This window comes from Streptomyces coeruleorubidus, from assembly GCF_008705135.1.
GTDB lineage: Bacteria > Actinomycetota > Actinomycetes > Streptomycetales > Streptomycetaceae > Streptomyces > Streptomyces coeruleofuscus.
This window is the reverse complement of record NZ_CP023694.1, coordinates 7393378-7418108: the sequence shown is the minus strand read 5'-3', so window position 1 is coordinate 7418108 and position 24731 is coordinate 7393378. Positions and strand designations below refer to the sequence as shown.

The 24731-nt window shown below is 71.7% G+C and carries 19 protein-coding genes; 11 read left to right on the top strand and 8 right to left on the bottom strand.

Annotation, left to right across the window (positions count from 1 at the left end):
• Window positions 1-4 precede the first annotated feature (4 nt).
• The 4 genes from CP976_RS34215 to CP976_RS34200 all read left to right on the top strand — a co-directional run bounded on the left by CP976_RS34215 (window position 5) and on the right by CP976_RS34200 (window position 5620).
• Complete coding sequence (locus CP976_RS34215; RefSeq protein ID WP_150483787.1) at window positions 5-2872, top strand: glycoside hydrolase family 2 TIM barrel-domain containing protein; 2868 nt, start codon at window positions 5-7, stop codon at window positions 2870-2872.
• 139 nt (window positions 2873-3011) lie between these two features.
• Window positions 3012-4007: an ABC transporter ATP-binding protein gene (locus CP976_RS34210; protein WP_150485615.1), complete on the top strand. Its 996-nt coding sequence runs from the start codon at window positions 3012-3014 to the stop codon at window positions 4005-4007.
• Between the two features lies 1 nt (window position 4008).
• Complete coding sequence (locus tag CP976_RS34205; RefSeq protein ID WP_150483786.1) at window positions 4009-4812, top strand: ABC-2 family transporter protein; 804 nt, start codon at window positions 4009-4011, stop codon at window positions 4810-4812.
• A 1-nt stretch (window position 4813) separates the two neighbouring features.
• On the top strand, window positions 4814-5620 hold the full coding sequence (locus CP976_RS34200; RefSeq protein ID WP_190146827.1) for an ABC transporter permease: 807 nt from the start codon (window positions 4814-4816) through the stop codon (window positions 5618-5620).
• Here the strand turns inward: CP976_RS34200 and CP976_RS34195 are convergent.
• Entirely contained in the window at window positions 5534-6886 is a 1353-nt protein-coding gene (locus CP976_RS34195) for an MFS transporter (protein WP_150483785.1), read from the bottom strand. The two genes, CP976_RS34200 and CP976_RS34195, sit on opposite strands and share 87 nt — an antisense overlap.
• A gap of 141 nt (window positions 6887-7027) precedes the next feature.
• Here CP976_RS34195 and CP976_RS34190 point away from each other — a divergent pair, with 141 nt between their 5' ends.
• Window positions 7028-7795, top strand: coding sequence for a hypothetical protein (locus CP976_RS34190; RefSeq protein WP_150483784.1), 768 nt, complete (start codon window positions 7028-7030; stop codon window positions 7793-7795).
• Between the two features lie 6 nt (window positions 7796-7801).
• Here the strand turns inward: CP976_RS34190 and CP976_RS34185 are convergent, their stop codons facing one another.
• Window positions 7802-8314 carry a hypothetical protein gene (locus tag CP976_RS34185; RefSeq protein WP_150483783.1) on the bottom strand — a complete coding sequence of 171 codons (513 nt, stop codon included), beginning with the start codon at window positions 8312-8314 and terminating at the stop codon, window positions 7802-7804.
• Window positions 8311-10023, bottom strand: a complete 1713-nt coding sequence (locus tag CP976_RS34180; protein ID WP_150483782.1) for a PHP domain-containing protein — start codon at window positions 10021-10023, stop codon at window positions 8311-8313. The genes CP976_RS34185 and CP976_RS34180 overlap by 4 nt, the downstream gene beginning before the upstream one ends.
• Window positions 10024-10274: 251 nt before the next feature.
• Here CP976_RS34180 and CP976_RS34175 point away from each other — a divergent pair, with 251 nt between their 5' ends.
• Genes CP976_RS34175 through CP976_RS34165 form a run of 3 tightly spaced genes read left to right on the top strand, consistent with a single transcriptional unit; the run spans window position 10275 to window position 13174 of the window.
• Complete coding sequence (locus CP976_RS34175) at window positions 10275-11597, top strand: jacalin-like lectin (RefSeq protein ID WP_150483781.1); 1323 nt, start codon at window positions 10275-10277, stop codon at window positions 11595-11597.
• Between the two features lie 22 nt (window positions 11598-11619).
• Window positions 11620-12210 carry a TetR/AcrR family transcriptional regulator gene (locus tag CP976_RS34170; RefSeq protein ID WP_150483780.1) on the top strand — a complete coding sequence of 197 codons (591 nt, stop codon included), beginning with the start codon at window positions 11620-11622 and terminating at the stop codon, window positions 12208-12210.
• Entirely contained in the window at window positions 12203-13174 is a 972-nt protein-coding gene (locus CP976_RS34165) for a phosphotransferase enzyme family protein (protein ID WP_150483779.1), read from the top strand. Before CP976_RS34170 ends, CP976_RS34165 begins: the two co-directional genes overlap by 8 nt.
• Here CP976_RS34165 and CP976_RS34160 read toward each other — a convergent pair.
• The 3 genes from CP976_RS34160 to CP976_RS34150 form a co-directional block, all read right to left on the bottom strand.
• On the bottom strand, window positions 13171-13995 hold the full coding sequence (locus tag CP976_RS34160) for an isocitrate lyase/PEP mutase family protein (RefSeq protein WP_150483778.1): 825 nt from the start codon (window positions 13993-13995) through the stop codon (window positions 13171-13173). The genes CP976_RS34165 and CP976_RS34160 overlap by 4 nt on opposite strands.
• Before the next feature lie 80 nt (window positions 13996-14075).
• The gene (locus tag CP976_RS34155) at window positions 14076-15770 is read right to left on the bottom strand and encodes a DUF2264 domain-containing protein (protein ID WP_150483777.1); all 1695 of its coding nucleotides are present in this window, start codon (window positions 15768-15770) and stop codon (window positions 14076-14078) included.
• A 79-nt stretch (window positions 15771-15849) separates the two neighbouring features.
• Window positions 15850-16929 (bottom strand): rhamnogalacturonan acetylesterase, encoded by a 1080-nt coding sequence (locus CP976_RS34150; protein ID WP_150483776.1) that lies wholly within the window; start codon window positions 16927-16929, stop codon window positions 15850-15852.
• Between the two features lie 192 nt (window positions 16930-17121).
• Between CP976_RS34150 and CP976_RS34145 the strand changes: the two genes are divergently transcribed.
• Complete coding sequence (locus tag CP976_RS34145) at window positions 17122-18783, top strand: rhamnogalacturonan lyase B N-terminal domain-containing protein (RefSeq protein ID WP_150483775.1); 1662 nt, start codon at window positions 17122-17124, stop codon at window positions 18781-18783.
• Window positions 18784-18798: 15 nt separating this feature from the next.
• Here the strand turns inward: CP976_RS34145 and CP976_RS34140 are convergent, their stop codons facing one another.
• Together CP976_RS34140 and CP976_RS34135 are read right to left on the bottom strand one after the other, a co-directional pair.
• Window positions 18799-20211 (bottom strand): family 43 glycosylhydrolase, encoded by a 1413-nt coding sequence (locus tag CP976_RS34140; RefSeq protein WP_150483774.1) that lies wholly within the window; start codon window positions 20209-20211, stop codon window positions 18799-18801.
• A 1-nt stretch (window position 20212) separates the two neighbouring features.
• Window positions 20213-21310, bottom strand: a complete 1098-nt coding sequence (locus CP976_RS34135) for a glycoside hydrolase family 43 protein (protein WP_150483773.1) — start codon at window positions 21308-21310, stop codon at window positions 20213-20215.
• Window positions 21311-21557: 247 nt separating this feature from the next.
• Here CP976_RS34135 and CP976_RS34130 point away from each other — a divergent pair, with 247 nt between their 5' ends.
• Both CP976_RS34130 and CP976_RS34125 read left to right on the top strand, forming a co-directional pair.
• Window positions 21558-22523: an expansin EXLX1 family cellulose-binding protein gene (locus CP976_RS34130; RefSeq protein WP_150483772.1), complete on the top strand. Its 966-nt coding sequence runs from the start codon at window positions 21558-21560 to the stop codon at window positions 22521-22523.
• A 63-nt stretch (window positions 22524-22586) separates the two neighbouring features.
• The gene (locus CP976_RS34125) at window positions 22587-24689 is read left to right on the top strand and encodes an autotransporter (protein WP_150483771.1); all 2103 of its coding nucleotides are present in this window, start codon (window positions 22587-22589) and stop codon (window positions 24687-24689) included.
• Window positions 24690-24731 lie beyond the last annotated feature (42 nt).

Below are 24731 nucleotides of genomic sequence, written 5' to 3'. Positions count from 1 at the left end.
ACCGATGTCTTTCCGCACCACCGCCGACTACGTCGAGGACGTCTCCCCGGGCCGCGGGGCCCTGCCGCCCCGCGCCTGGTACGCGTCCTCGGACGCGCGGTCCCTGTCCCTGAACGGCAGCTGGCGCTTCCGGCTGTCCGCGACGATCGACGCCGAGGACGACTCGTTCGCCGAGGAGGGCTACGAGGCCGGGGACTGGGCCGAGGTCACGGTCCCCGGGCACTGGGTCCTCCAGGGCGACGGGGCGTTCGGGTCCCCGATCTACACCAACCACCTCTACCCCTTCCCGGTGGACCCGCCGCATGTCCCGACGGAGAACCCGACCGGTGACCACCTGCGCGTCTTCGACCTGCCGGCGGACTGGCCGTCGGACGGCGGGGCGGTGCTGCGGTTCGACGGTGTCGAGTCCTGCGCCCGGGTCTGGCTGAACGGCACCGAGCTCGGCGAGTTCAAGGGCTCCCGGCTGCCGCACGAGTTCGCCGTCGGGCACCTGCTGAAGCCGGGCGAGAACGTGCTGGCCGTGCGCGTGCACCAGTGGTCGGCCGGGTCGTACCTGGAGGACCAGGACCAGTGGTGGCTGCCGGGCATCTTCCGTGACGTGACGCTGCTGCACCGCCCGGCCGACAGCGTCGGCGACTTCTTCGTGCACGCCTCCTACGACCACACCACCGGCGAGGGCACCCTGCGCGTCGACTCCGACGTCGACGGGCGGGTGACCGTCCCTGACCTGGACATCGATGTCGCCACCGGCGAGTCGGCGACGGTCGCGGTCGAGCCGTGGACGGCGGAGACGCCGAAGCTCTACGACGGTGTGCTGGCCACCGAGGGCGAGCGGGTGCCGCTGCGGATCGGCTTCCGCACGGTCGTCCTCGAGGACGGGCTCATCAAGGTCAACGGCAGGGCCGTCCTCTTCAAGGGCGTCAACCGGCACGAGTGGCACCCCGAGCAGGGCCGCGCGCTCGACCTGGAGACCATGCGCGAGGACGTGCTGCTGATGAAGCGGCACAACCTCAACGCCGTGCGCACCTCGCACTACCCGCCGCACCCGGCCTTCCTCGACCTGTGCGACGAGTACGGCCTGTGGGTCATCGACGAGTGCGACCTGGAGACCCACGGCTTCACCGAGCAGGACTGGCGGGACAACCCGGTCGACGACGAGCGCTGGACCCCGGCCCTGCTGGACCGTGCCGCGCGGATGGTCGAGCGGGACAAGAACCACCCGTCGGTGGTGTTCTGGTCGCTGGGCAACGAGGCCGGGACCGGGCGCGGACTCACCGCCATGGCCGAGTGGATCCACGACCGCGACCCCGAGCGGCTGGTGCACTACGAGGGCGACTGGAACTGCCGCGACACGGACGTCTACTCGCGGATGTACGCCTTCCACGACGAGGTCGACAAGATCGGGCAGCGGCTCGACGGCGGCACCCGCAAGCGCCGCGAGCTGCCGTTCATCCAGTGCGAGTACGGGCACGCCATGGGCAACGGCCCGGGCGGCCTGGCCGACTACCAGGAGCTGTTCGAGAAGCACGAGCGGCTCCAGGGCGGGTTCATCTGGGAGTGGATCGACCACGGCGTCAAGCACCCCGAGCTGGGCTACGCCTACGGCGGTGACTTCGGGGAGGAGCTGCACGACGGCAACTTCGTCTGCGACGGGCTGGTCTTCCCGGACCGGACGCCCTCGCCGGGCCTCATCGAGTACAAGAAGGTCATCGAGCCGGTCCACATCGAGGGCGACGGCGCGAACGGCATCGTGCGGATCACCAACAAGCAGGACTTCGCCGACCTGTCCGCCCTGGCCTTCGAGTGGTCGTGCCAGGTGGACGGCGAGACCGTCGAGTCGGGTTCGCTGTCGGTGCCGGCGCTGGCACCGGGCGAGAGCGCCGAGGTGAAGCTGCCGGAGCCGCCCGTGGACGGCCGGGGCGGCGAACGCCAGTGGACCGTGCGGGCGCTGCTCGCCGACGACACCCTGTGGGCCGCGAAGGACCACGTCGTGGCCTGGGGACAGCTCGCCGCGGGGGCACGGCCGCTGCCGACCTTCCCCGCGACCGACCGGCCCGCGCTCGACGACGGCCGGATCACGCTCGGCCCGGCCCGGTTCGACGCCCGCACCGGCGCGCTCCTCTCGATCGGTGGGGTGGAGGTCACCGCCGCGCCCCGGCTGGACGTGTGGCGGGCACCGACCGACAACGACGACGGCGCGGAGTGGCAGACCGACACCCGCTACGGGGTGCTGTGGCGCACGCTCGGCCTGCACCGCATGCGGCACCGCCTGGTCTCGGTCGAGGCGGGCGACGACGCGCTGACGGTCCGCACCCGGGTGGCGCCCGCCGCCCGCGAGGTGGGCCTGGACACGGTGTACCGCTGGACGTCCGACGGCGAGCGGCTGCGGCTGACCGTGTCCGTGACGCCGGAAGGCGACTGGACGCTGCCGCTGCCCCGGCTCGGCGTCCGCTTCGGGCTGTCGGAGGCCGACCGGGTCGAGTGGTTCGGCGGCGGTCCGGGCGAGGCGTACCCGGACACCCGGACGGCGTCCATGGTGGGCCGCTGGCAGTCGACCGTGGACCGGCTCCAGACGCCGTACGTCCGCCCGCAGGAGAACGGCGCCCGCGCCGACGTCCGCTGGGTGGAGCTCGGCGGTCTGCGGATCGAGGGCGACCCGGAGTTCTGGTTCACCGCGCGGCGCTGGACCACCGAGGAGCTGGACGCGGCCCGGCACCGCACCGACCTCACGCCCGGCGACACGGTGTGGGTCAACCTCGACCACGGGCAGCACGGCATCGGCTCGCAGTCGTGCGGCCCGGGTCCGCTGCCGCAGTACTTCCTGAAGGCCGAGCCGGCTCAGTTCGCGTTCGTGTTCTCGACCACCAGGTAAGAAATCGATGTAAGAACTCGATTAATCGATTGACCCATTGATCGACATTCCGACAGGGTCGGGACGTCATCCGCGGCCGGTCGGCCCTCGAAGCCGACCGGCCGCACCTGCTTTCCCCGCAAGGAAGTCGGTGAGCCGTTTGAGTGCCGCCATCGAGGTCCGGGGGCTGTCCCGCACCTTCCACACCACCGTCCGCCGCCCCGGTTTCCTGGGCGCCGTCAGATCACTGGTCAATCCCGAACGGGTGGCCAAGCACGCCGTCACCGACATCACCTTCGACGTGTCCCCGGGCGAACTGCTCGCCCTGCTCGGCCCGAACGGCGCCGGCAAGTCCACCACCATCAAGATGCTGACCGGCATCCTCACGCCCACGTCCGGCGAGGCCCGGGTCGCGGGTGTGGTGCCGTACCGGGAGCGGGAGCGCAACGCCCGTAACGTCGGGGCGGTGTTCGGGCAGCGCACGCAGCTGTGGTGGGACCTGCCGGTACGCGAGTCGTTCGCGATCCTGCGGGACATCTACGAGGTGCCGAAGGCCGAACACGCCGCCCGGCTGAAGGAGTTCGACGACATCCTGGACCTGTCGTCGTTCTGGGACACCCGGGTCCGCCATCTCTCCCTCGGCCAGCGGGTGCGCAGCGATCTGGCCGCCGCCCTGCTGCACGACCCGCCGGTGGTGTTCCTGGACGAGCCGACGATCGGCATGGACGTGGTGGTCAAGGAGCAGGTGCGGGAGTTCCTGCGCCACCAGGTCGAACAGCGCGGCCGTACGGTGCTGCTGACCACGCACGACATGACCGAGGTCGAGCGGCTCGCCGAGCGGGTGGTGCTGGTCAACCACGGCCGGCTGGTCCTGGACGGCACCCTCGGCGAGATCCGCCGCAAGTTCGGCTCGACCTGGCAGGTGCGGGCCACGCTCGCCGACGCGCACGCCGAGGTCGTGCCGCCGCCCGGCATCACGCTGCTGCGGCACAGCGGCGCGCAGGTCGTCTTCGGCCCCGACGGGGCGGACGCGCCCACCGTCCACCAGGCGCTGAAGGCGGTGATCGAGCGGTTCGAGGTGACGGACATCGCCCTGGACGAGGCGGACCTGGAAGACGTGATGCGGGCCGCCTACGTGCACGCCGGGGAGGTCTGACGTGGCCGCTCTGCACGCCTGGCGCGCCGCCCGCGTCACCCCGCTCGGCGAGCTGAACGCCCCGCCCCGGATGACTGCCGTCGCGCTCCGGCTGGCCGTTCAGGTGGTGCTGGTCTGGTCGCTGTGGCGGGGCCTGTACGCGCAGACCGGCACGACCGCCGGCCTGAGCCGCGACCAGGCGGTCACGTACGCCGTGCTGGCCGTACTGGCGTCCCGGCTGCGGGAGCTGGACCAGTACGCGGGCCGGGACACCGTCCTCCAGCACATGCACTTCGGCACCATCGTCTACTGGTACCTGCGTCCGCTGCCGCCGCAGCGCTACTACGCCCTGCGGGCCGCCGGCGAGCAGCTGTACGGGCTCGCGTGGGCGCTGACGGGATACGTCATCTGCCTGGCGGCGGGGGTCGTCGAGCCGCCCGGTTCGGCCGCGGTGGCCGGGGTGTTCGTGCTGAGCATGCTGCTGGGCCAGTGGGTCCTGTACTACGTCATGCTCGTGCTCGACCAGTTGTGCTTCTGGACGGTCCGCAACACCGCCGCGATGCTCATCCTGCTGTTCGCGCAGAACCTGCTGTCCGGGGTGTACGCGCCGCTGTGGTTCTTCCCGGACTGGTTCGTGACGATGAGCGCCTTCCTGCCCTTCCAGGCGACGCTGAGCGTGCCGCTGTCGCTGTACGTGGGGCGGATCCCCCTGTCCGACGCGGCCTTCCAGCTCTCCGTCCAGGCCGCGTGGGTCGTGGTGCTGGCGCTGTTCACCCGGCTGCTGTGGCGGCGGGCCGCCCGGCGCGTGATCTCGCAGGGAGGCTGAGATGTCGGTGAAGGCTCTGCGGATCGTGTGGCGCGTCACGGCGCTCAACTTCCGCGCGCAGATGGAGTACCGCACCGAGTTCCTGCTGATGATCGCAATCGGGGCGATCTGGCAGGTGTCGGTGATCGTGTTCGCCACGGTGCTGCTGTCCCGGTTCGCCGGGATGGGCGGCTGGGACAGCTCGGACGTGCTGCTGATCCCGGCGACCCGCATGCTGGCGCACGGTCTGTTCGTGCTGTTCCTGGGGCGGATGCACTGGGCCGGCCGGCAGATCCAGGAAGGCCGGGTCGACATCTACCTGATGCGCCCGATGCCGGTCCACCGGCAGATGCAGCTGGCCTTCTTCCCCACCAACGCCATCGGGGACCTCACGGTCGCGGCGGGCCTGATGGTGGGCGCGCTGTCCCGCAGCGACCTGGACTGGACGGCGGGCCGTACCACCTATCTGATCGCGGCCGTGCTCGGCGGCATGCTGCTGGAGGCGGCCCTGTTCACGGTCGTGGCCAGCGCGGCCCTGCGCTTCCCGGCCGCCGACTACTGGGGCCGCTGGCTGGAGGAGCTCCTCGGCACGTTCGGCAGCTACCCGCTGAACGTCCTCCCCAAGGCGGTGGGCGGCCTCCTGACCTACGGACTCCCGCTCGCGTTCGTCGCCTACTTCCCGGCGGCGGTCCTCACGGGCCACGGCCACACCACCGGCGTGCCGTACTGGCTGGCGGCGGCGTCACCGCTGCTCGGGCTGCTGGCGTACCTGGGAGCGCGGCTGCTGTGGCGGTGGAGTCTGCGGCACTACAGCGGGGTCAACGGGTGACCGGCCGGACCCGCGGATCGGGGTGAACAGGGCGGTCACGGCGAGCAGGACGCAGGTGGCTCCGGCGGCCAGGGCCACCGGGGTCGTGCCCTGTTCCTCGGCGGCCCAGGTCAGCACGGCCGCGCCGATCGGTGCCGCCGCGTACTGAAGCGTCCAGAAGGCGGAGGTGACGCGGCCCAGGAGGTGCTCGGGGGTGACCTCCTGGCGCAGCGACATCGAGCAGGTGCCCGCCATGCCGGCGCAGGCGAGGAACGCGGCGCTCAGGGCCGCGACGGCCGGCACGTCACGGGCCCAGCCGAGACCCGCGAAGGCCAGCCCGCACACGGCGACCGAGCCGGTCCACGTCGGGCCGAAGCCGAGGCGGCGACGCAACCGGGCCACGAGCAGGGCACCGGTGATGGTGCCGAGCGCGCCGACCGCCATGACGGTGCCGACCGTGCCGTCGTCATGGCCGAGATCGTGCTTGAGGTGGTAGATGACCAGGTCGTTCAGGCCGAGGGTGAGGAAGCTGAAGACGAACAGCAGGGCGGTGAGCGAGCGCAGCACGGGGTGGCCGTAGAGAAAGGCGACGCCGGTGCGCAGGTCCTGCCACAGGCCGGTGCGCTCTCCCTTGTGCCGTCCCGGCCCCTCGTCCGGTGTGCGCTTGCGGAACCGTACGAAGAACAGGCACGCGGCCGACACACCGAAGCTGGCCGCGTCCACTCCGACCGCCGCGGCCGGGCCCGACCAGGCGGCGACCACTCCCGCGCACAGCGGCCCGAGGACGCCCGCGGCGGCGGCCGTCGCGTTCAACCGGCCGTTGGCTTCGGTGAGTCGACCGGTGCCGACCAGGCCGCGCACGACCGTGACGTAGCCGACCGCGAACAGCATGCCGACGGCCTCGCACAGCGGCAGCACCACGTACAGCAGCCAGATCTGCGGGCCGAACAGCCACACCAGCGGGACCACCCCGTACAGCCCCATGCGCACGAGGTCGCAGGCGATGAGCAGCCGGCGCCGGTCCACCCGGTCCACCACGGCCCCGGCGAACACCGCGGCGACGACCGCCGCCGCCCCGCCCACGGCCGTCAGCAGGCCCATCCGCGCGACCGAACCCGTGGCCTCCAGCACGAGCAGGGGCAGGGCGATCAGCGCGAAGGAGTCGCCGAGCACGGAGAGGGTCTGCGCGGCCCAGAAGATGCCGAAGTCGCGCTGCCGCCACAGCGGGCGGGTGCCGGGTAAGCCCTCGTCGGCGACGTCCTCACGCCGCGCCGCGCCGTGCGTCATACCGCCGCCTCCCCCGTGTCCCCGCTGTCTGGCTCCCCGGCGACCTCACGGCTCGGGCTCAACCCGCAGGCCTGCGAAAAGCGATACCAGTGTGCGGTGAGGAAGGAGTAGCGTCCACACCATGAGGTCGCAGAGATCAACATGAACATCGTCCTGGGCGACACTCCTGACGACACCCTGGCCGCCTTCACCGAACGGGCGGCCGCCGATCCCGGCGTCGCCGGGCTGGTGCTCAGCGGTTCCCGGGTCCACGACGGCATGCCGACGGACTACTCCGACTACGACCTGCACGTGATCCTGCGGGATCAGCACGCCTCGCCGATCGCCGAGTTGGACTGGTTCCGCTCCGCCCACCTGGACCTCGTGGTCATTCCGCTGGCGGAGTTCCGCACACGCGGCATGCCCGGCCGCCCGGACAGCTTCGCGCGCTACTCCTACGTCCACGCCGAGGTACTGCTCGACCGGCTCGACGGGACCATCGCCCGGATCCTCGACGAGAAGCGGACGCTGGGCGAAACCGAGGCCCGGGCCGCCGTCGACGGCTGGCTCGACGCGTACGTCAACCAGACCTACCGCTCCCTGAAGAGCTACCGCGACGGCCGCCCCGCCATGGGCCACCTGGACGCCGCCGAGTCCGTCCCCTACGCCCTGGAGGTGCTCTTCGCCCTGCACCGCCGCGTCCGGCCCTACAACAAGTACCTCCAGTGGGAGCTGGAGCGGCAGCCGCTGGGCGAGCCCCGGTGGGAGGCGGGCCGGCTCCTGCCGGTGCTCCGTCGCATCCTGGCCGACGGCGACCCGCCCACCCAGCGCGCCCTCTTCACCGGCATCGAGGAAGGGGCGCGCCGGGCCGGTCACGGCCGGGTCCTCGACTCCTGGGGCGAGGACCTGATGCTGCTGCGGCAGTCCTGACCGGCCTCAGTGGTCCGCGCAGCACGGTGTCGGGTCGGGGACCTCGAAGGGCACGAGGGTCCCGCCCGCGGCGGGCATGGCGGTCAGGACGAGTGCGCCGTCCTGCCACTGCGGGCGCACGTGGTCCCGGGTCGCCAGCGGCGTGCCGGGGCCGGGCCGGTCCGCAGTGCCGAGGACGGTCACGCGGTCGATCGCGGACCTGGACAGCACGTCCGCGACCGTCAGCGTGCCGGTGAGCGAGGTGACGCCCGGGTAGAGCACCGCGCGCCCCACCGGGTCCGGTACGCCCGGCAGCACCTCGTGGCCCAGCCCCGTGAGCCGCTCCAGGGCGGTGCGCCGGAGCGGCTCCGAGGGCAGGGCGAGGGACAGGACGACGCGGGGCCGTTCGCCGCGCACCAGGTGGGTGCAGCCGAACGCGTCCTCGGGCAGGGCGAGTTCGGCTGCCAGGGCGTGCAGCAGGTGGTCGGCCGCGCGCAGCTCCCTGACCCCCGCGTCCACGGTGAGGGTGTACGGCGTCACGAGGGCAGGACCCACACGGGGTTGGAGTAGAACCACAGGTCGCGCCACGGGTCCGCGTCGCCGACGACGTCGAGGGCCGGGCCTGCCGGGTCGACGGCCGCGCCCATCGCGCCGACGGCGGACCGGTTGCCGTCGGTGCCGCGCAGCCGGAGGTACACGGGCCGTTCCACTCGGCCGAGTTCGAAGGTCAGGCGGATGACGCCGGTGGCCTTGCTGACGTCGTACGCCTTGACGACCTTCGCGGTCGGGGCGGTGAAGGTGTCCCGGTCGGCGACCGGGCCCGTCACATCGCCCTGGATGACGTCGACGCGGGCCAGCTCGGGGACGAATCCGGCCCAGTTGGGGCCGCCGGCCGGGGCCACGTCGACGGTCAGCGTGACCTTCGTGCCCTTCTTGACGTGGAGTGCGCCGCCGAGCGTGGCCCAGCGGCCGCCGCCCGTCACGCGCACGTCCAGGGCGCTGACGAGCTGCCCGTGGTCGACCCAGATGCGGCCGGCGCGGATGCCGTCCATGACGGCGGCGTACGAGAAGCCGTCGGCGCCCACGTGGGTACGGCTGTACTGGCCGGGCCAGTAGTCGCCCTGGGTGAGGTCGATCTTCCCGCCGTAGACCGGGTCGGTGTGCTTGCCGCCCGCCGCGTAGTCGCTGTCGGGGCCGCCGCGCACGGCTGTGTCGGCGTAGACCTGGTGGGAGTCGGAGTTGGCGGTGATCCACCAGGGCTTGCCCTCGGCGAGGAGGCTGTCCCACAGGCCGCCGACGGTGGCGGTCATCCAGTCGAACCCGCCCCAGGTGCGGTAGCTCTCCGGCGGGTAGCCGGGGAAGGAGTTGGCGCTGGGGTTGTTGTCGTAAATGCCGCGGGCGCGGGCCATACCGAGCGGGGCGGGCAGGCCGGCGGCCTGGTGGCCGGGGGCGCCCTCGAAGCCGACGGCGATCCGGCGCCGGGTCCCGGTGGCGTCGCGCCAGGCGCGGATCTCGTGCGGGGAGTCGACGCCGCGCCGCGCCGGGTGGTTGGCGAGCATCAGCGCGTCCTTGACCTTGCGCCGCCTGACCTGGTCGGCGAGGAAGTTCAGGCCGGCGACGGCGAGTGCCTCGTTGGCGGGCGTGGAGTCGGAGGCGCCCTTGACGCTGCCGTCGTAGTCGGTCTCGAACTGCTTGAGGACGGCGACCTCGTTCCTGCCGGGGTGCACGAAGACCGTGCCGTGCTCGGCGGCCGGGATGTTCCACTCCAGGCCCTGGAAGACGAGGGTGTCCTCGTGGGCGTCGCGCGCCTCACGGATGTCGGGGTTGACCTTCTCGACGCCGATCCTCGCGTGCGTGGCGTTGCCGTGGTCGGTGATGACCAGCCAGTCCATGCCGTGCCTGGCGCCCTGGCGGACCTGGTCGACGACGCGGTACTTGCCGTCGTTGCTGTACTGGGTGTGGATGTGGTGGTCGCCGGCGAGCCAGAGGAAGCCGTCCCTGCGGCGGCCGGTGGACGAGGCGGCGGCGGACGAGGCTGCGGCGGGCGCAGCCGGAGCGAGGACGCTCCCGGCCGCCAGGCCCGCGCCGAGCAGACCGGCGCGGCGCAGCAGCGAGCGGCGCGAGCGCTGCTCGGGGGTGAGGGCCTCGTCGGGTACGGAGGTGTCGAAGGCGGCGGGCAGGGCCGGAGCGGCCTCGTGTGCGTGGTCGTGCCCGTGGTGGTGATGGCCGTGTGCGTGCCCGTGTCCCATGAAGCGCCTCCTGTGTGCCGCTGCCGTCCGCGGCTGCCTTCCGCGGCGCGTGACCGCGCCGCGTGTGGAGGATCGGGGCACAATGTGAACGTTGAACGACCGAGGGGTGATCGGCGGGCGACCCCGGAGCGGCGGATCACCTCGTCTCTCACTGTTTCCCCAACTGGCCTTGTCAGCCACACTGGTTGAGATCAAATCTGAGCACCGTTCATGTTCCGCTCCGCTTCCCCCTGACCGGAGACACCCCCACCATGAGACGACTCCTCGGCGTCCTCGCCGCTGCCGCCCTGACCCTCACCGGACTGACCGCGACCTCCGCGACGCCCGCCGCCGCCGCCGCGGAATCCGGCTCCTTCGACGTGCTGACGTACAACATCGCGGGTCTCCCCCTCGGGCTCGGCGACAGCGACCCCGAGACCAACACCCCGCTGATCGGGCAGCGGCTCGGCCCGTACGACATCGTGAACGTGCAGGAGGACTTCAACTACCACGCCTCGCTGTACGCCAACGACAAGCACCCCCACCGCACGGCGACCAGTGGCGGCGCGGCCTTCGGCGACGGGCTCAACACCCTCTCGGACCGCCCCTTCGAGGACTTCCAGCGGGTGAAGTGGAACAACTGCACCGGCACCAACTGCCTGACCCCCAAGGGCTTTTCGCTGGCGCGGGTGAGGCTCGCGGAGGGCGTCTTCGTCGACCTGTACAACGTCCACACCAACGCCGACTCGACCGACGACGCGCTGGCCGCCCGCCGGGCCAACGTCGAGCAGCTCTCGGACTTCATCCAGGCCAACTCGGCCGGCAACGCGGTGATCGTCATGGGGGACACCAACACGCGGTACACCCGCACCGGCGACAACATCCGCACCCTGCTGTCCGAGAACGGCCTGACGGACGCGTGGGTGAAGCTCGTGAAGGGCGGTACGCCCCCGGCCCAGGGCAGCGACGCGCTGGTCTGTGACCAAGCGGCGCCGGCGGACGACTGCGAGGTCGTGGACAAGGTCCTCTACCGGGGCAGCGAGCTGCTGACGCTCACCGCGACCCGCTACGCCAACGACTGGAAGGCCTTCCTCCGCTCGGACGGCAAGCACCTCTCCGACCACTTCCCGCACGCGGTCGACTTCTCCTACACGCTCAACTCGTCCCTGCGCGCGAGCGACTTCTTCGGCGGCCCGCACGGCACGGCCTTCAACGACGCGGACGACCTGCCGGCGACCCCCGCTCCCCGCACCCTCACCCTGCGCGGCGCCACCCGCCTGGACGCGGTGTCCCTGACCCACGACGGCGGTACGACTCTGACGCACGGCGGCACGGGCGGCACGGCGGCCTCGCTGACACTGGCCCCGGGCGAGCACCTGACCTCGGTGAAGCTGACACAGGGCCAGAAGGACGGCCGTACCCGGATCTTCTCGGCGTCCTTCACGACGGACAAGAACCGCACCCTGTCCGTCGGCACGGCCACGTCCGCCGCGAAGACCTTCACGGCCCCGTCCGGCTGGCAGATCGTGGGCTTCACGGGCCGCGCGGGCGGGGAGATCGACAAGCTGGGGGTGATCTACGCGCCGATCCGCTGAGCCCGTACTACGCTCTTCCCTCATGCCCAGAGCCGGCCTCACCCCCGACCGCCTCGTCGCCGCCGCGGCCGACCTCGCCGACGAGGCCGGCCTGGACCACGTCACCCTCTCCGCCCTGGCCCGCCGCTTCGGGGTGAAGGACGCGAGCCTGTACACCCACGTGCGGAACCTCAAGGACCTGCGCACGCGGATGGCCCTCCTCGCGGGCGGCGAGATGATCGACCGGATCGCGGCGGCGGTCGAAGGGCGGGAGGCCGGCCGGGACACGCTCGGAGCCTTTGCCGGCGCCTACCGGGCCTACGCCCTGGAGCACCCCGGCCGGTACGCGGCGACACAGATCCCGATCGACCAGGACCTGGTCACGGACTCTCCCGCGATGCGCCGCACGGCCGACGTCACCTACGGCATGCTCCGCGCCTACGGCCTGGAGGAACCCGACCTCACGGACGCCGTGCGCCTGCTGCGCAGCACCTTCCACGGCTACTGCGCCCTGGAGTCCACCGGCGCCTTCGGCGCGCCCCGTGACGTACAGGCGTCCTGGGACAGGGCGATCGACGCCCTGCACGTACTGCTCCGGAACTGGCCCCGCGAACAGAGGACGACCGATGCGTGACACAGCCGACTCCATAGCGCGGACCTACGCCCTCGGCGCCGGGCCCTGGACCATGACGCCGGTCACCCGCGGGGCACTGGGCCAGATCTGGAAGCTCACCGGAAACGGGTCCTCGTGGGCCGTGAAGGAGCTCCTCTTCGGCTGCGACGAGGCACAGGTCCGCCGCGAGGCCGCGCTGCGGGACTCCGCCGCGGACCTGGGCATCGCCTCGCCCCGTCTCCACCCCGACCGCCAGGGCGCGCACGTCTCCCGCCCCGGCTCCCCGGCCGGGTCCTGGGTGAAGCTGTACGACTGGGTCGACGGCACCCGGGCGGACGCGTCCGACCCGGACGTCCTGGACTGGTTCGGCCGGACCATGGCGCTGCTGCACCAGGCCGGTGAGGGCGCCGCCGAGACGCCGGGCGACTGGTACGAGCGGTGTCCTGACGAGGCCGCCTGGGAGGACGTCCTCAAGAAGGTGCGGGACGCCGGCCTGCCGTGGGCGGACGAGCTGGGCCGGTTCGTCGCCACGTCCGCGCCCCGGCTGGCGCACTGGGTGACACCGTCGGCCCGCGACGGCCTCGTGACCTCGCACCTCGACCTCCAGCCCCAGAACGTCCTGATCGGCGCGGACGGGCCGGTCCTCCTCGACTGGGACAACGCCGGGCCGATCTCGGCGGAACGGGAGTTCGCGCGGGCCGTGTACGTGTGGTCGGGCCGCAACGAGGTGGACATCGCATCCGCCCGGCGTCTGGCCCGGGCCTACCGGGATGCCGGGGGCCGGGCCGTGGTCACGGGCCCGGAGTCGTTCTCGATGCTCTTCGCCACGGACCTGAACTACATCCATGTCCAGGCGGAGACGGCCGTCGATCCCGCCGTGACCGCCGAGCAGCGCGAGTTCGCGGGCGAGCAGGTCGTCACCTGCCTGCGCGACCTGCCGGACCTCGCTGCCGTGTCGCTGCTGGTCGCCGCGCTCGACACCTAGCCGCCCTCGACACCTGACGGAACGGCCTGCGGAGCGACCTGACGGGCCACTTCCCCGTACGACGGAGTCGGCCCCGCCGGCGTCCGGCCGGCCTGGATCTCCGCGGCCGCCTCCAGGGCCGCGCCCAGCGCCCGCCGGTACAGCAGCGAGCCGAGGCTGATCCGGCGTACGCCCGCCCCGGCGAGTTGGGGGACGGAGGGGCCGTCCGGTGAGTAGAGGACGTTGAGGGGGGCGTGGACGCGGCGCACCAAGGTGGCGATCTGCCGCAGGTCGGTGAGGCCGGGGACGAACAGGCCGTCCGCGCCCGCCTGTTGGTAGGCGTCGAGCCGTGCGAACGTGTCCGCGACGTCGCCGTCGCCGAGCCAGTGGGTGTCGGTGCGGGCGTTGACGAAGAGGCCGGGCACAGCCTCCTTCACCGCGGCGATCTTCGCCGCGTGCCGGCCGGCGGGCCCGAGTCCGTCCTCCAGGTTGATGCCGACGACTCCGACGGCATACAGCTCGCGCGCGAACTCCGCCACCTCGTCCGGGTCCTCGCTGAAGCCGCCCTCGGCGTCGACGGACACCAGGAACGGCTCCGAGCCGAGGGCGAAGGCCAGCCGGAGCGTCTCCTCCCGGGTCGCGGCCTCGCCGTCGGGCAGTCCCGCGGCCGCGGCGACGCCCAGGCTCGTCGTCGCGACCGCCCGGAACCCCTGCCCCGCGAGGGCCCGGGCGGACGCGCAGTCCCAGGCGTTGGGCAGCAGGAGGGGCTCGTCGGCATGGTGAAGGCCGGCGAAGGCGGTGGCCGCCCCGGCGTGCCGTGTCTGCTTCGGGTGAGCGGTCATGGGGCCACGCTAGGCGCGGATCACTTCGGCGCGGACCGAACTACGGCCGACGGAAGACCGCCTCGGCGCCCCCACCCGCCTCAAGCCGTGAGCGGCGCCACCTCGACTCCCGAACCGTCCAGCAGGACCCGCGCCCCGTCCCCGTCGCGCCAGCGGACCTCGACCGTCCCTGTCTCGTCCACGCGCACGGAGACCAGCTCCGCCAGCGGGACCGGGTCCGGCTCGCCCGTCAGCCGGGCCAGGGCGACGAACAGCGTGGCGCCGTCCCCGGTGACGCCGGTGAGGGTGTCGTCGAGGCCGGTCGCGGGCAGGAGTTCGGCCCGCAGGCCCTCCCCCGCCGGCCAGCCGGTGACCCGTACCGGCGTACCGGGCTCCGCGCCCGTCACCAGGTGCGCCCGTACCTCCGCCGCCCCGTGCGCCAGCACCACGCTCGTCACCCGGGCTCCTCCGCCCGCCGTGTGCCGCGAGGCCACCCAGCCCTCGCCGGCGCCCAGCGGTTCGATGCCGGTGCGGCTCGGGTCGTCGCCGACGAGCACGCTGTTGTCGTGGGAGGGGGACGGGGCCGTCACGGTCGAGTAGGCCAGGCGCGTGTAGTACGGGTCGTAGCGGACGTCCTCGCTGCCGTGGTTGTGGAGGCGGACCACACCGTCGGAACGGGTGGACTGGAGCAGCCAGTTGGGAGGGCCGACGGGGGTGACGGCGTCCGCGCGCTCGACCGGGGCGGGCTCCTCCGCCGCCGTCCACACCTCGTGATCGCGCGGCAGGAGCAGGCCGAGGAAGCCCTTGCTCGCCCAGTACGGGGAGGCCGGGCCCGAGTAGCCCTGGAGGACCGACTCGTCGGGGCCGTGCCAGCCGAGGGACAGCAGGCCCCGGTCGTCGACCGCGCCCCGGTCGAGGAAGTAGCGCAGTGCTCCCGAGGCCAGGCGCCGGGTCTCGCCCGGGGAGAGCGGCGTACGGCCGGTCAGGGCGCCCAGCCACAGCGGTGCCGTCGTCGCGAAGCGGTAGGTGAGGGAACGGCCCTGGTGCAGGGGGGCGCCGTCACCGCCGAACAGGCGGGCGTAGTCGGCCAGATGGCGCTCGAGACGTGTCCCGTACAGCTCCAGCAGGCCCTCGTCCCCTTCCAGCCAGGCGTGCAGCACCGGGTAGAGGTGCATGGCCCAGCCGTTGTAGTAGTCGAACTTGCGGCCGTCGCCGTCGGTGTACCAGCCGTCGCCCAGGTACCACTGCTCGATGCGCTCCAGGCCGCGGTCGATCGCCGCGCGGGACGCCTCCGGCTCGTGGCCGATCTCGGCCAGGAAGCCCCCAACCGTGACCGGGAACAGCTCCCAGTTGCAGGGCCAGGCCTCGGCGGTGAGCGCGTCGCCGAGCCAGGCGGCGGCCCGCTGCCGTACGCCGTCGTCCAGCCGGTCCCACAGCAGTTCGCGCGTCAGGCGCAGGGCGAGTGCGATCGACGCGGCCTCCACCAGGGGCTGGCTGCGGTCCTCGATGCGGGGCCAGACGCCCGAGACTCCGGCGGCCAGACCGTCGGCGTAGCGCTCCAGGGCCTTCTCGTCGCGGCGGAAGGCGGCCAGCAGCAGGGTGCGGGCGTAGCCCTCCAGACCGTCGGAGAGGCGGCCCGACCAGCTCGTCCGGTCGCCGGGCAGGTGGTACAGCGCGCGGTCCTCGGTCGCGTACGGCTCGACGGCGGTGAGCAGGGCGTCGGCCGCCGCCTCCCAGTGGGCGCGGGTGTAGCCGGTGTACGCGGAGGCCGTGCGGTCGGCGGGCGGAAGCTGCATCGTGTCTCTTTCGTGCTGGGACAGGTCGGAAACAGTTGAACCTGGAGCGCCCCGGTTCCGGTCGGGGCGCCCCAGGGGTTCATCCCACCCGCACCTTGCCCTTCGGCACCAGATGCCGGGTGACGAGTTCGTCGCGGACCAGGCCCGCGTAGGCCGTGGCACCGCGCACGGAGGTGTGCGTGTTGTCCCGCGCCTCGTTGGAGAGGTACAGGGCCTTGGAACCCTCCACGCCCAGGGACTCGACGAGCGCCTTCGTCTTCGCCGTGAGGTCGATCAGCGGGACGTTCCGCTCGGCCGCGACGGAGCGCGTGACCGCCGGGTGGTCGACGCCCAGGCCGTTGACCAGGAGCGCGGTTCCGTTGTTCAGCGTGCCGTCGGGATTGAACCAGCGCCGCACGATGGGAGTGACAAGGACCGGCTGTCCGCCCCGCTCCCGGATGCCCGCCACCAGGGTCTCCAGGTTGGCCCGGTAGGTGGCCTCGTCCGTGGTCTTGTCGTTGTGGGCGAGCTGGACGAGGACCAGGTCGCCGGGGCGGATCAGGGGCCGTACGGTGGCCCACAGCCGCGGGTTCCCCAGAAACGTGACCGTACTCTCGCCGGAATCGGCGTAGTTGGCGACGGACACGCCCTTGCCGAGGTACTGGGGCAACTGCTGGCCCCAGCCGGAGTACGGGTCGCCGGGCTGGTCGCAGACGGTGGAGTCGCCGATCAGGAAGATCTGGCGGGCGTGCCGGGCCGGGGTGACCTTGATGCCGGCCAGCGCTGGGGCGGAGCCGCCGATCCGCAGATCGAGGCCGGAGGTTCCGTCGGGCCCGGTGGGCTCGCCCTCGGGGGTGCGAACGTTCACGGTGAAGCTGCGGGTGACGCTCCCCCACTCTCGGCTTCGCTCGAGCGGGGGGACCCCCATGCCCGCCGGTGCGGCCGTCTCCGGCAGCAGGGACCGGCGGGTCTCGCCGCTGACGCTCGTGGCGGACGCGGTCTTCCCACCGAGCACGACCCGCACGTCGTACGTGCCGGGCGGGACGTCGAAGTGGCAGACACCGGCGGTGCACTGCGCGAGGCCCGGCCTTCCGCCGGCCTCGCCCGCGTGGGCGGGTACGGCGGACAGGGCGGTGCTCAGCGTCACGGCCGCCAGCACGGCCATGTTGAAACGTCTCACTGGCAGCTCCTCCGTCACGGCGACAAGACCTGGCGGCTGAACGTATCGCTTGCGGCAAGCGCTTTCTAGCCCTCAGCCCGATTTCACAAAGACGCTGCCTCCAAGCGCGTGAAAGCCCTTTCGCGAAATCGATTCAACTGTCACTCTCGCTCACACCCACAGCCCCCCACCACCTCCCGAAGGAGGCCCCCCATGTCCGGATCCTCGAAGAGACCGGTCGGCCGCCGCGCCTTCGTCCTCGGCGCCACCGCCGCCGCCGGCACGGCCCTCACCGGCACGGCGCACGCAGCCGGCTTCGGCTGGACCGACGACGGCTCGGACTACGTCGTCGACACCGGCGCCCAACTGGTCCTCAAAGTCAGCAAGTCCACCGGCGACCTGACCTCCCTGGTCTACCGGGGCACGGAGTACCAGGGCTACGGCGGCATGAACTCACACATCGAGTCCGGCCTCGGCGCCTCCACCGTGAGCATCAGGCAGTCCGGCTCGACGATCCTGGTCTCGGTCACGCACGGCACGCTCAGGCACTACTACGCGGCCCGCAACGGCGAGAACAACGTCTACCTGTGGACGAACAAGGCCGACACGTCCGTCTCCGCCACCCGGTACATCGTGCGCGTGAAGAAGGGCGCCTTCCTCAACGACGAGCCCGACTCGTACACATACGCCCCCACCGCCATCGAGGCCTCGGACGTGTTCCGGAAGTCCGACGGGCAGACCCGCTCCAAGCACTACTCCAAGCGGCGCGTCATGGACTACGACCACATCGGCTGGTCCGCGGGCGGCGTCGGCCTGTGGATGGTGCGCAGCAACCACGAGAAGGCCTCCGGCGGCCCCTTCTACCGCTCCCTGCTGCGCCACCAGAGCGCGGACGGCGGCGGCCTGTACGAGATCCTCTACTACGGCCAGAACCAGACCGAGGACCAGCGGTTCGGTCTCCAGGGCCCGTACGTCATCGCCTTCACGGACGGCGGGGCGCCCTCCTCCGCGCTGTTCCCGGGCACGCTGACCACACCGTGGGCCGACTCGCTCGGCATCCCCGGGTACGTGCCGGCGAGCGGCCGGGGCAAGGTCACGGGCGTCGGGATATCCGGGCGGAACACGGCGTACCCGTACACGGTCGGGCTGGCCAACGCGGCGGCACAGTACTGGGGTTCGGCGCGTTCCTCGGACGGCTACTTCTCCGTCCCGGGTGTGCTGCCGGGGACGTACACGCTGACCGTCTTCAAGGGCGAGCTGGCGGTGTACACCACGCCGGTGAGCGTGTCGGCGGGCGGCACGACCACCCTGAACACGATCGCCATCCCGGCCTCCAACGACCCGTCCCACGCGAGCGCGATCTGGCGGATCGGCGACTGGAACGGCACGCCGGGCGGGTTCAAGAACGCCGACTTGATGACGTACGCGCATCCGTCCGACGTGCGGGCCGCGTCCTGGACCGGGAACGTCGTCATCGGCGACGGCGAGACCGCGGCCTTCCCCTGTTACCTCTGGAAGGACGTCAACAGCGGGATCCTGGTGTACTTCCGGCTGACGGCGGCCCAGGCGGCCGCCGCGCACACCCTGCGGATCGGGGTGACGACGGCGTACGCCAACGGCCGCCCGCAGGTGACGGTGAACGATGCCTGGACCTCCGCCGCCCCCGCCCCGCCCACCCAGCCGAACACCCGGTCACTGACCAACGGTTCGTACCGCGGCAACAACCACACGTTCACGTACACCGTCCCGGCGTCCGCCTGGAAGACGGACCCGAGTCAGTACAACGTGCTCAGGATCGACGTGGTGAGCGGGTCGGGGGCGACCGGCTTCCTCAGTGCGGGGACGGCGGTCGACGCGATCGACCTGCTGGCCTAGGGACGGTCAGGATCGTCATGTCCCGCGCGTCCACTGCTGGTTGGTGCCTGAGTTGCACGTGTACGTGATGAGCGCGGCGCCGTTGGTGGTGGACGCGCCGTTCACGTCCAGGCACTCGCCGGTCGCACGGGACTTGACGTTCACGTACGAGCCGGTGGTGGTCAGCGACCACTGCTGGCTCGTCGCGGAGGCGTTGCAGTTCTCCTGCGTGACCGTGCTCGCGTTCTCCTGCACGCACAGCGAGCTGTTCCTGACCATGAGCTGGTAGGAGCCGCTGCCGACGGACTTGAACCAGTACTTCTGGTTGGTGCCGCCGTTGCAGTCGTACTGCTTGAGCTGCGCGCCCGCCCACAGCGACTGGCTGGTCACGTCCGCGCACTTGGACGAGTGGCGGGCGATGAGGGTGTTGTACGTGGCGCTCGTGCCGGAGACGGTCCCGGCGGCCGTGTCGAGGGTGACCTCCGGCGACCAGGACATGGACATCGTGGTCGAGTTGGAGAAGGTCAGCGGCAGCCACACGTACCGCGAGTCGTTGACGGTCCCGCCGAAGGAGTTGCCCCAGCGGTCGCCCAGGTAGAGGTACGAGGTGCCCGAACCGCCCTGTACCGGAAGGACGAAGGCGGTCTGCGAACCGAACGTCGTCGAGTCGCCGATGTTCTTCATGGCCGACCAGGGGCCGGCGATGCTGGTGGCCGTGGCGTACTGCTGCTGGTTGGGGTTCCAGCCCGTGGCGCCCGAGGTCAGCATGAAGTACACGCCGTTCCGCTTGAACAGTGCCGGGGCCTCGCGGTGGCCGCCGGGCCAGGGGTTGGCGACCAGGCTCGCGATGCCGGTGTAGTCGGCGGTGAGGCGGTAGATCTGGAGGTCGTAGTTCTCGCGGGCGGCGGAGATCATGTACCCGGCGCCGTCGGTGTCGACGAAGACCGTGATGTCGCGGGACATGTGCTGGCCGAGCGGACGGAAGCTGCCCTTCCAGGTGTAGTTTCCGTCCACGGTGTCGGAGACGGCGACGGCCGCGCGGGCCTCGCTGTAGTCGGTGCCGTTCTCCTTGTGCATCCACATCACGAACTTGCCGGTGGACGCGTTGTACATGACCTTCGGCCGCTCGATGTTGGCGGTCGCCAGCTCCGGGTCGCTGGCCTCGGTCAGGACGTGGTTGCGGAACTCCCAGTTCTTCAGGTCGGTCGAGCGGTAGGCGTCGACATACCGGAAGGTGTTGTCGGCGTTGCGGTGCTCGCCGAACCAGTAGTAGTACGAGCCGACCTTGAGGACCCCACCGCCGTGCGCGTGGACCGGGTTGCCGGAGGTGTCCTTGAACTGGGTGCCGTTGGTGATGGTCTGGGGCGCGGCCTGGGCGGGGCCCGCGGTGGCGAGAGCGCCGAACATGCCCAGGCACAGGGCGAGGAGGACGGCGTACACGCGTCTCATCTCAGCCACCCGCCTTCACGGTGTCGGCGACCGGGATGCCGAAGTCCGGGGTGCCGTCCGGCTTCCAGCCGAGCTTCTGGATGCGGGTGTGGCGGTTGGGGTCGTTCAGCGGGTCGCCGTTGATCTCCTTGTACTGGCGGGCGTGGTAGACGAGCACGTCGGTGCGGCCGTCCTCGGCGACGGTGAAGCAGTTGTGGCCGGGGCCGTACTGCTTGGTGGTGTCGTTGCTGGTGAAGACGGGCGTCGGCGACTTGGTCCAGCTGATGGGGTCCAGCAGGTGGCTGTCGGCGTCCGCGGTCAGCAGGCCCATGCAGTAGTTGAAGTCGGTGGCGCTGGCCGAGTACGTCATGAAGAGGCGGCCGTTGCGCTTGATGACGTACGGACCCTCGTTGACCTTGAAGCCGATGCGCTCCCAGTCGTACTCGGGGGTGGAGAGCCGCACCTGCGGGCCCTTCAGGGTCCAGGGGTTCGCCATCTCGGACAGGAAGATGCCGGTGTTGTTGTCCATTCCGGGCTCGTGCTGCGCCCAGGCGAGGTAGCGCTTGCCGCGGTGGGTGAAGGTGGTGGCGTCCAGGGAGAAGGTCTCCCAGGCCGTCTTCACCTGGCCCTTCTCCACCCAGGTGCCCTTGAACGGGTTGGGATGGGCGTTCTCCAGCACCCATATGCGGATCGCCCAGACGTCCTCCGCGGGCGCCGAGGCGAAGTAGATGTACCACTTGCCGCCGATGCGGTGCAGTTCCGGCGCCCAGATGTGCGCTCCCATGTCGCCCGTGGGGTGGGCGCGCCAGATCACGGACTCGTCGGCCGTGCCCAGGCCGTTCAGGGTGCGGGAGCGGCGCAGGATGATGCGGTCGTACTCGGGGGCGGTGGCGGTGAAGTAGTAGAAGCCGTCCTTGTGCCGGTTGATGTGCGGGTCGGCCCGGTTGCGGACGAGCGGGTTCACGAAGGGAGCCGGCTTGGGGGGCCTGGCCGGGGTGGCGGCCTGGGCCACACTCGGGACGGCGGGGACGGCGGCCAGGGCACCGGCGGCTGCGGCGCCCTTCAGCAGCAGCCTGCGGCTGGGGGGTTCGGGCAGAGCGTGGTCGCGGTCGCGGCTCATGCGGTGGGGCCTGCCTCTCACTGGGGACACACGGCGTTGTCTGATGCGCTGTCTGATACGTCGTCTGACATTTCGAACACCATCTGTCATTACGAACGCCGAAAAGGTAAGGGTGCGCCACGAGGAGGTCAACGGGTCTGACGGGACGAAGAGAACCGGGTGTGGGAAGAGGGGCAACCTTTCCGGCCCCGGCGACGACTGGTGGGTCGAAAGCGCGCATTCCCCTGAACCACGTAAGGACGCAACCGTGGCATCCCATTCCCGCCGCCGTCCCCTCCGCGAGCGGCGCACGGCCCTCGTCCTCGCCGTCGCCGTGGCGGCGGTGGGAGTTCTGCTGTCGCTGGTGATGGCCCTCCGCCCCGACAGCGAGCCGAACGCCGTGCGAGCCGCTGCCGAGCCCGCCGCCGGCAACCGGTCGAGTGCCCCGGCCGCGACTCCGGCCCAGAAGGCCAAACCGAGCCCGAAGCAGAAGCAGAAGCCGAAGCCGAAGCCGTCCAAGGCCTCCCCGACGCCGACCGCGACCACCCCGTCGGCGCGGCCCTCGCCCACCGGCCCCCCGCGGTCCTCACCGCGGCCGGCGTCCGGCACGGCACCACTGGCGGGACGTATCCAGCCCCAGGCCACCTACAAGGGGGTCGCCACCCACTACGACGCCGCGGACGGCGACGGCGCCTGCCTGTACGGCCCGAGCCCCGACCTCATGGTCGCGGCGATGAACCACACCGACTACGAGACGTCCAAGGCGTGCGGTGCGCACATCCTCGTCCGCGCGGCGAACGGCGCCTCGGTCACGGTCCGGATCACCAACGAATGCCCGCTGCCCTGCGCCCCCGGCCAGCTCGACCTCAGCAAAGAGGCCTTCGCCAAACTCGCCGGCCTCTCCGCCGGCCGGATCCCGATCACCTGGAGCCTGTTGAGCCCCAGCACGTCCGACACCGTATCGATCCGCTACAAGACCGGCTCCAGCCGCCACTGGTGCGGCATCCAGGCACTCGGCCACCGCAACCCGCTGGCCCGCCTGGAGGTGAAGACCGGCAGCGGATGGAGCCGGCTGACCCGCACCGAGTACAACTACTTCCTCTCCCCCGGCGGCACGGGCTGCGGCGGCGCCCTGAGGCTCACCGACATCTACGGCGAACAGCTCACCGTCGACGGCATCACGATCCGTCCGGACGCCGTACAGCCGACGCGTGTGCAGTTCGCCCGGCACTGAGCGGTGGAACGGCAGCCGTCGATTTTCTGTTATCGGCCCCCCGCCCCCCGCGTCTCCCCTCCCGTGCGCAGTCTCACCCACACCACAGCAGCGGCCGCCGGTGTCCTCGCGGCGGTCGCCTCCCTGCTCGCCGCTCCCCCGGCGGTGGCCGCCGGTCCACGGGACGTCACCGCCGACGTGCTGGCCGACCGGGACGTGACGCTCGGCGGTGACACGGTCGTCACCGTGCCGCCCGGGACGACGACGTACGACGGCGTGTTCCGCGGCGAGGGCACGCTCACGGTGCGCGGCAGCGGGACCCTGGTCCTCACCAAGGACAGCGACTTCACGCTCCCCGAGTCCCGGCAGCGGGTGCGGACGCTGGGCGGGAACCACCCGTACGTCACCGTCGCCAACCCGGACCCGCCGGCGGTCACGGTGGAGCGCGGTGCGACGCTCCAGTACGGCGACGGCGGTACGACGGGACTGATCGGCCACTTCCCGTACAACACCCCGGCGTTCCGCCTCAACCAGGACAACATCCGGGTCGACGGCACCCTGCGGCTGTCGCTGACGAGCGCGTACAACCTGGGCACCATCAGCGGTTCCGGGCTGATCACCCAGCCGAGGTTCCTGTGGGGCACCTGGGACGTGTCGGGCACGCACTCCTTCTCCGGGGTGATCGACAACGGTACCCAGCTGAACGCGGGCCGCCCGGAGTACGCGACCTCGCTCCCGAACGTCCGCAAGGTCCTCAACCAGGGCACCTGGACCGTCGACACGCCGCTCGGCCGGACCGTCACGATGGGCATGGACTTCTACCAGCGCGAGTACGGCAGCGACATCAACGTCCAGTCGCGGCCCGGCAGCAAGGTGATCCTCACCGGCCAGTACAGCTGGTCGGACCGGGGCGGCGACAGGGACCCGTCGCTCAGCGACCCGGCCCTGAACTGGACGCCGGCCCGCAAGAACGTCAACAAGCGCGGCACCAACATCAAGGGCGCGAACGTCCAGTGGGGCGACGGCACCACGAACAGGATCTTCATGCCGGGCACCGCCGAGACGGTCTACATCAACCTCCTGGCCGCCCGCTCCCGTTCCCGCCTCACCTTCGACTACGACGGCCCGGTGACGCTCGGCGCCCCCATCGGCGGCGGCGTGTTCCACGACACCCTCGCGGCCCCCGGCGCCGGCGACATCGTCATCGCCGGAACCCCCGGCAACGACGTGACCTTCGCGGCCGTCCAGTACTACGACGGCTCGACGACGGTCGAGAAGGGCGCAGTGCTCCGGCTGGGCAGCGGAAAGCGGGGCGGGGACGGCGGGCTGTACACGGCGGGCGGCCACTACAAGGTCGTCAACGACGGCTCGCTCGTCCTGCGCAACACGAACCGGCCTCTCACCCTCTCCCGCGTCGGCGGCAGCGGCTCGCTCACCCAGTCGGGAGCCGCCACGACGACACTGACGGGTGCCGCCGTCACGTACACCGGGACGACCACCGTCTCCAAGGGCACGCTCGCCCTGCGAAGGGGCGCCACGCTCACTCGCAGCAGGGCCATACGGCTCACGGCGGCCGGGGCACGGCTGGACACGGGCCCGGCGGGTCTGCACGTCGCGACCACGCTCACCGGCAAGGGCACGGTCGCGGGAGCGGTGACGAACGAAGGCGCCGTCACGACCGGCCTCACCGTGAACGGCCCCTACACGCAGAGCTCCAAGGGCACGCTGGTCCTGCGCGGCAAGCCGCTGAAAGTGACGGGGACGGTACGGCTGGCCGGGGACCTCGACGTCTCGGCCCTCGGAGGCCGGGGCCGGCCGGCTCGTGAGGTCACCGTCCTCGACCACAGGGGCGACGGCAGGATCTCGGGAACGTTCGAGGGGCTGCGGCAAGGCGCCCGTCTGAAGCTCGGCGACACCACCTACCGCATCGACTACCGGGCGGGAGACGGCAACGACGTCGCCCTGACGGCGAAGACCGCCCCGAGTCCCTCCCCGACCGCGCCCGAGGCGTCCGCGTCCGGCGCCGTGGCGCCCCGGAGCGCCGGAAGGTCGGAGGACGTCGGCTTCGGCTGGTGGCCGTACGCCCTCGGGCTGGCCCTCGTCGTCAGCCTCGCCGTACCGGTGGCGGCGCGACGCGGCCGGGGCAGCCGGCGTGCCGGCCGGCACGCGGCCCGCGCGCGGCAGTGAGGGCAGGCCGGTTCCCGTTCAGGTCGTCAGACGGTGAGGATC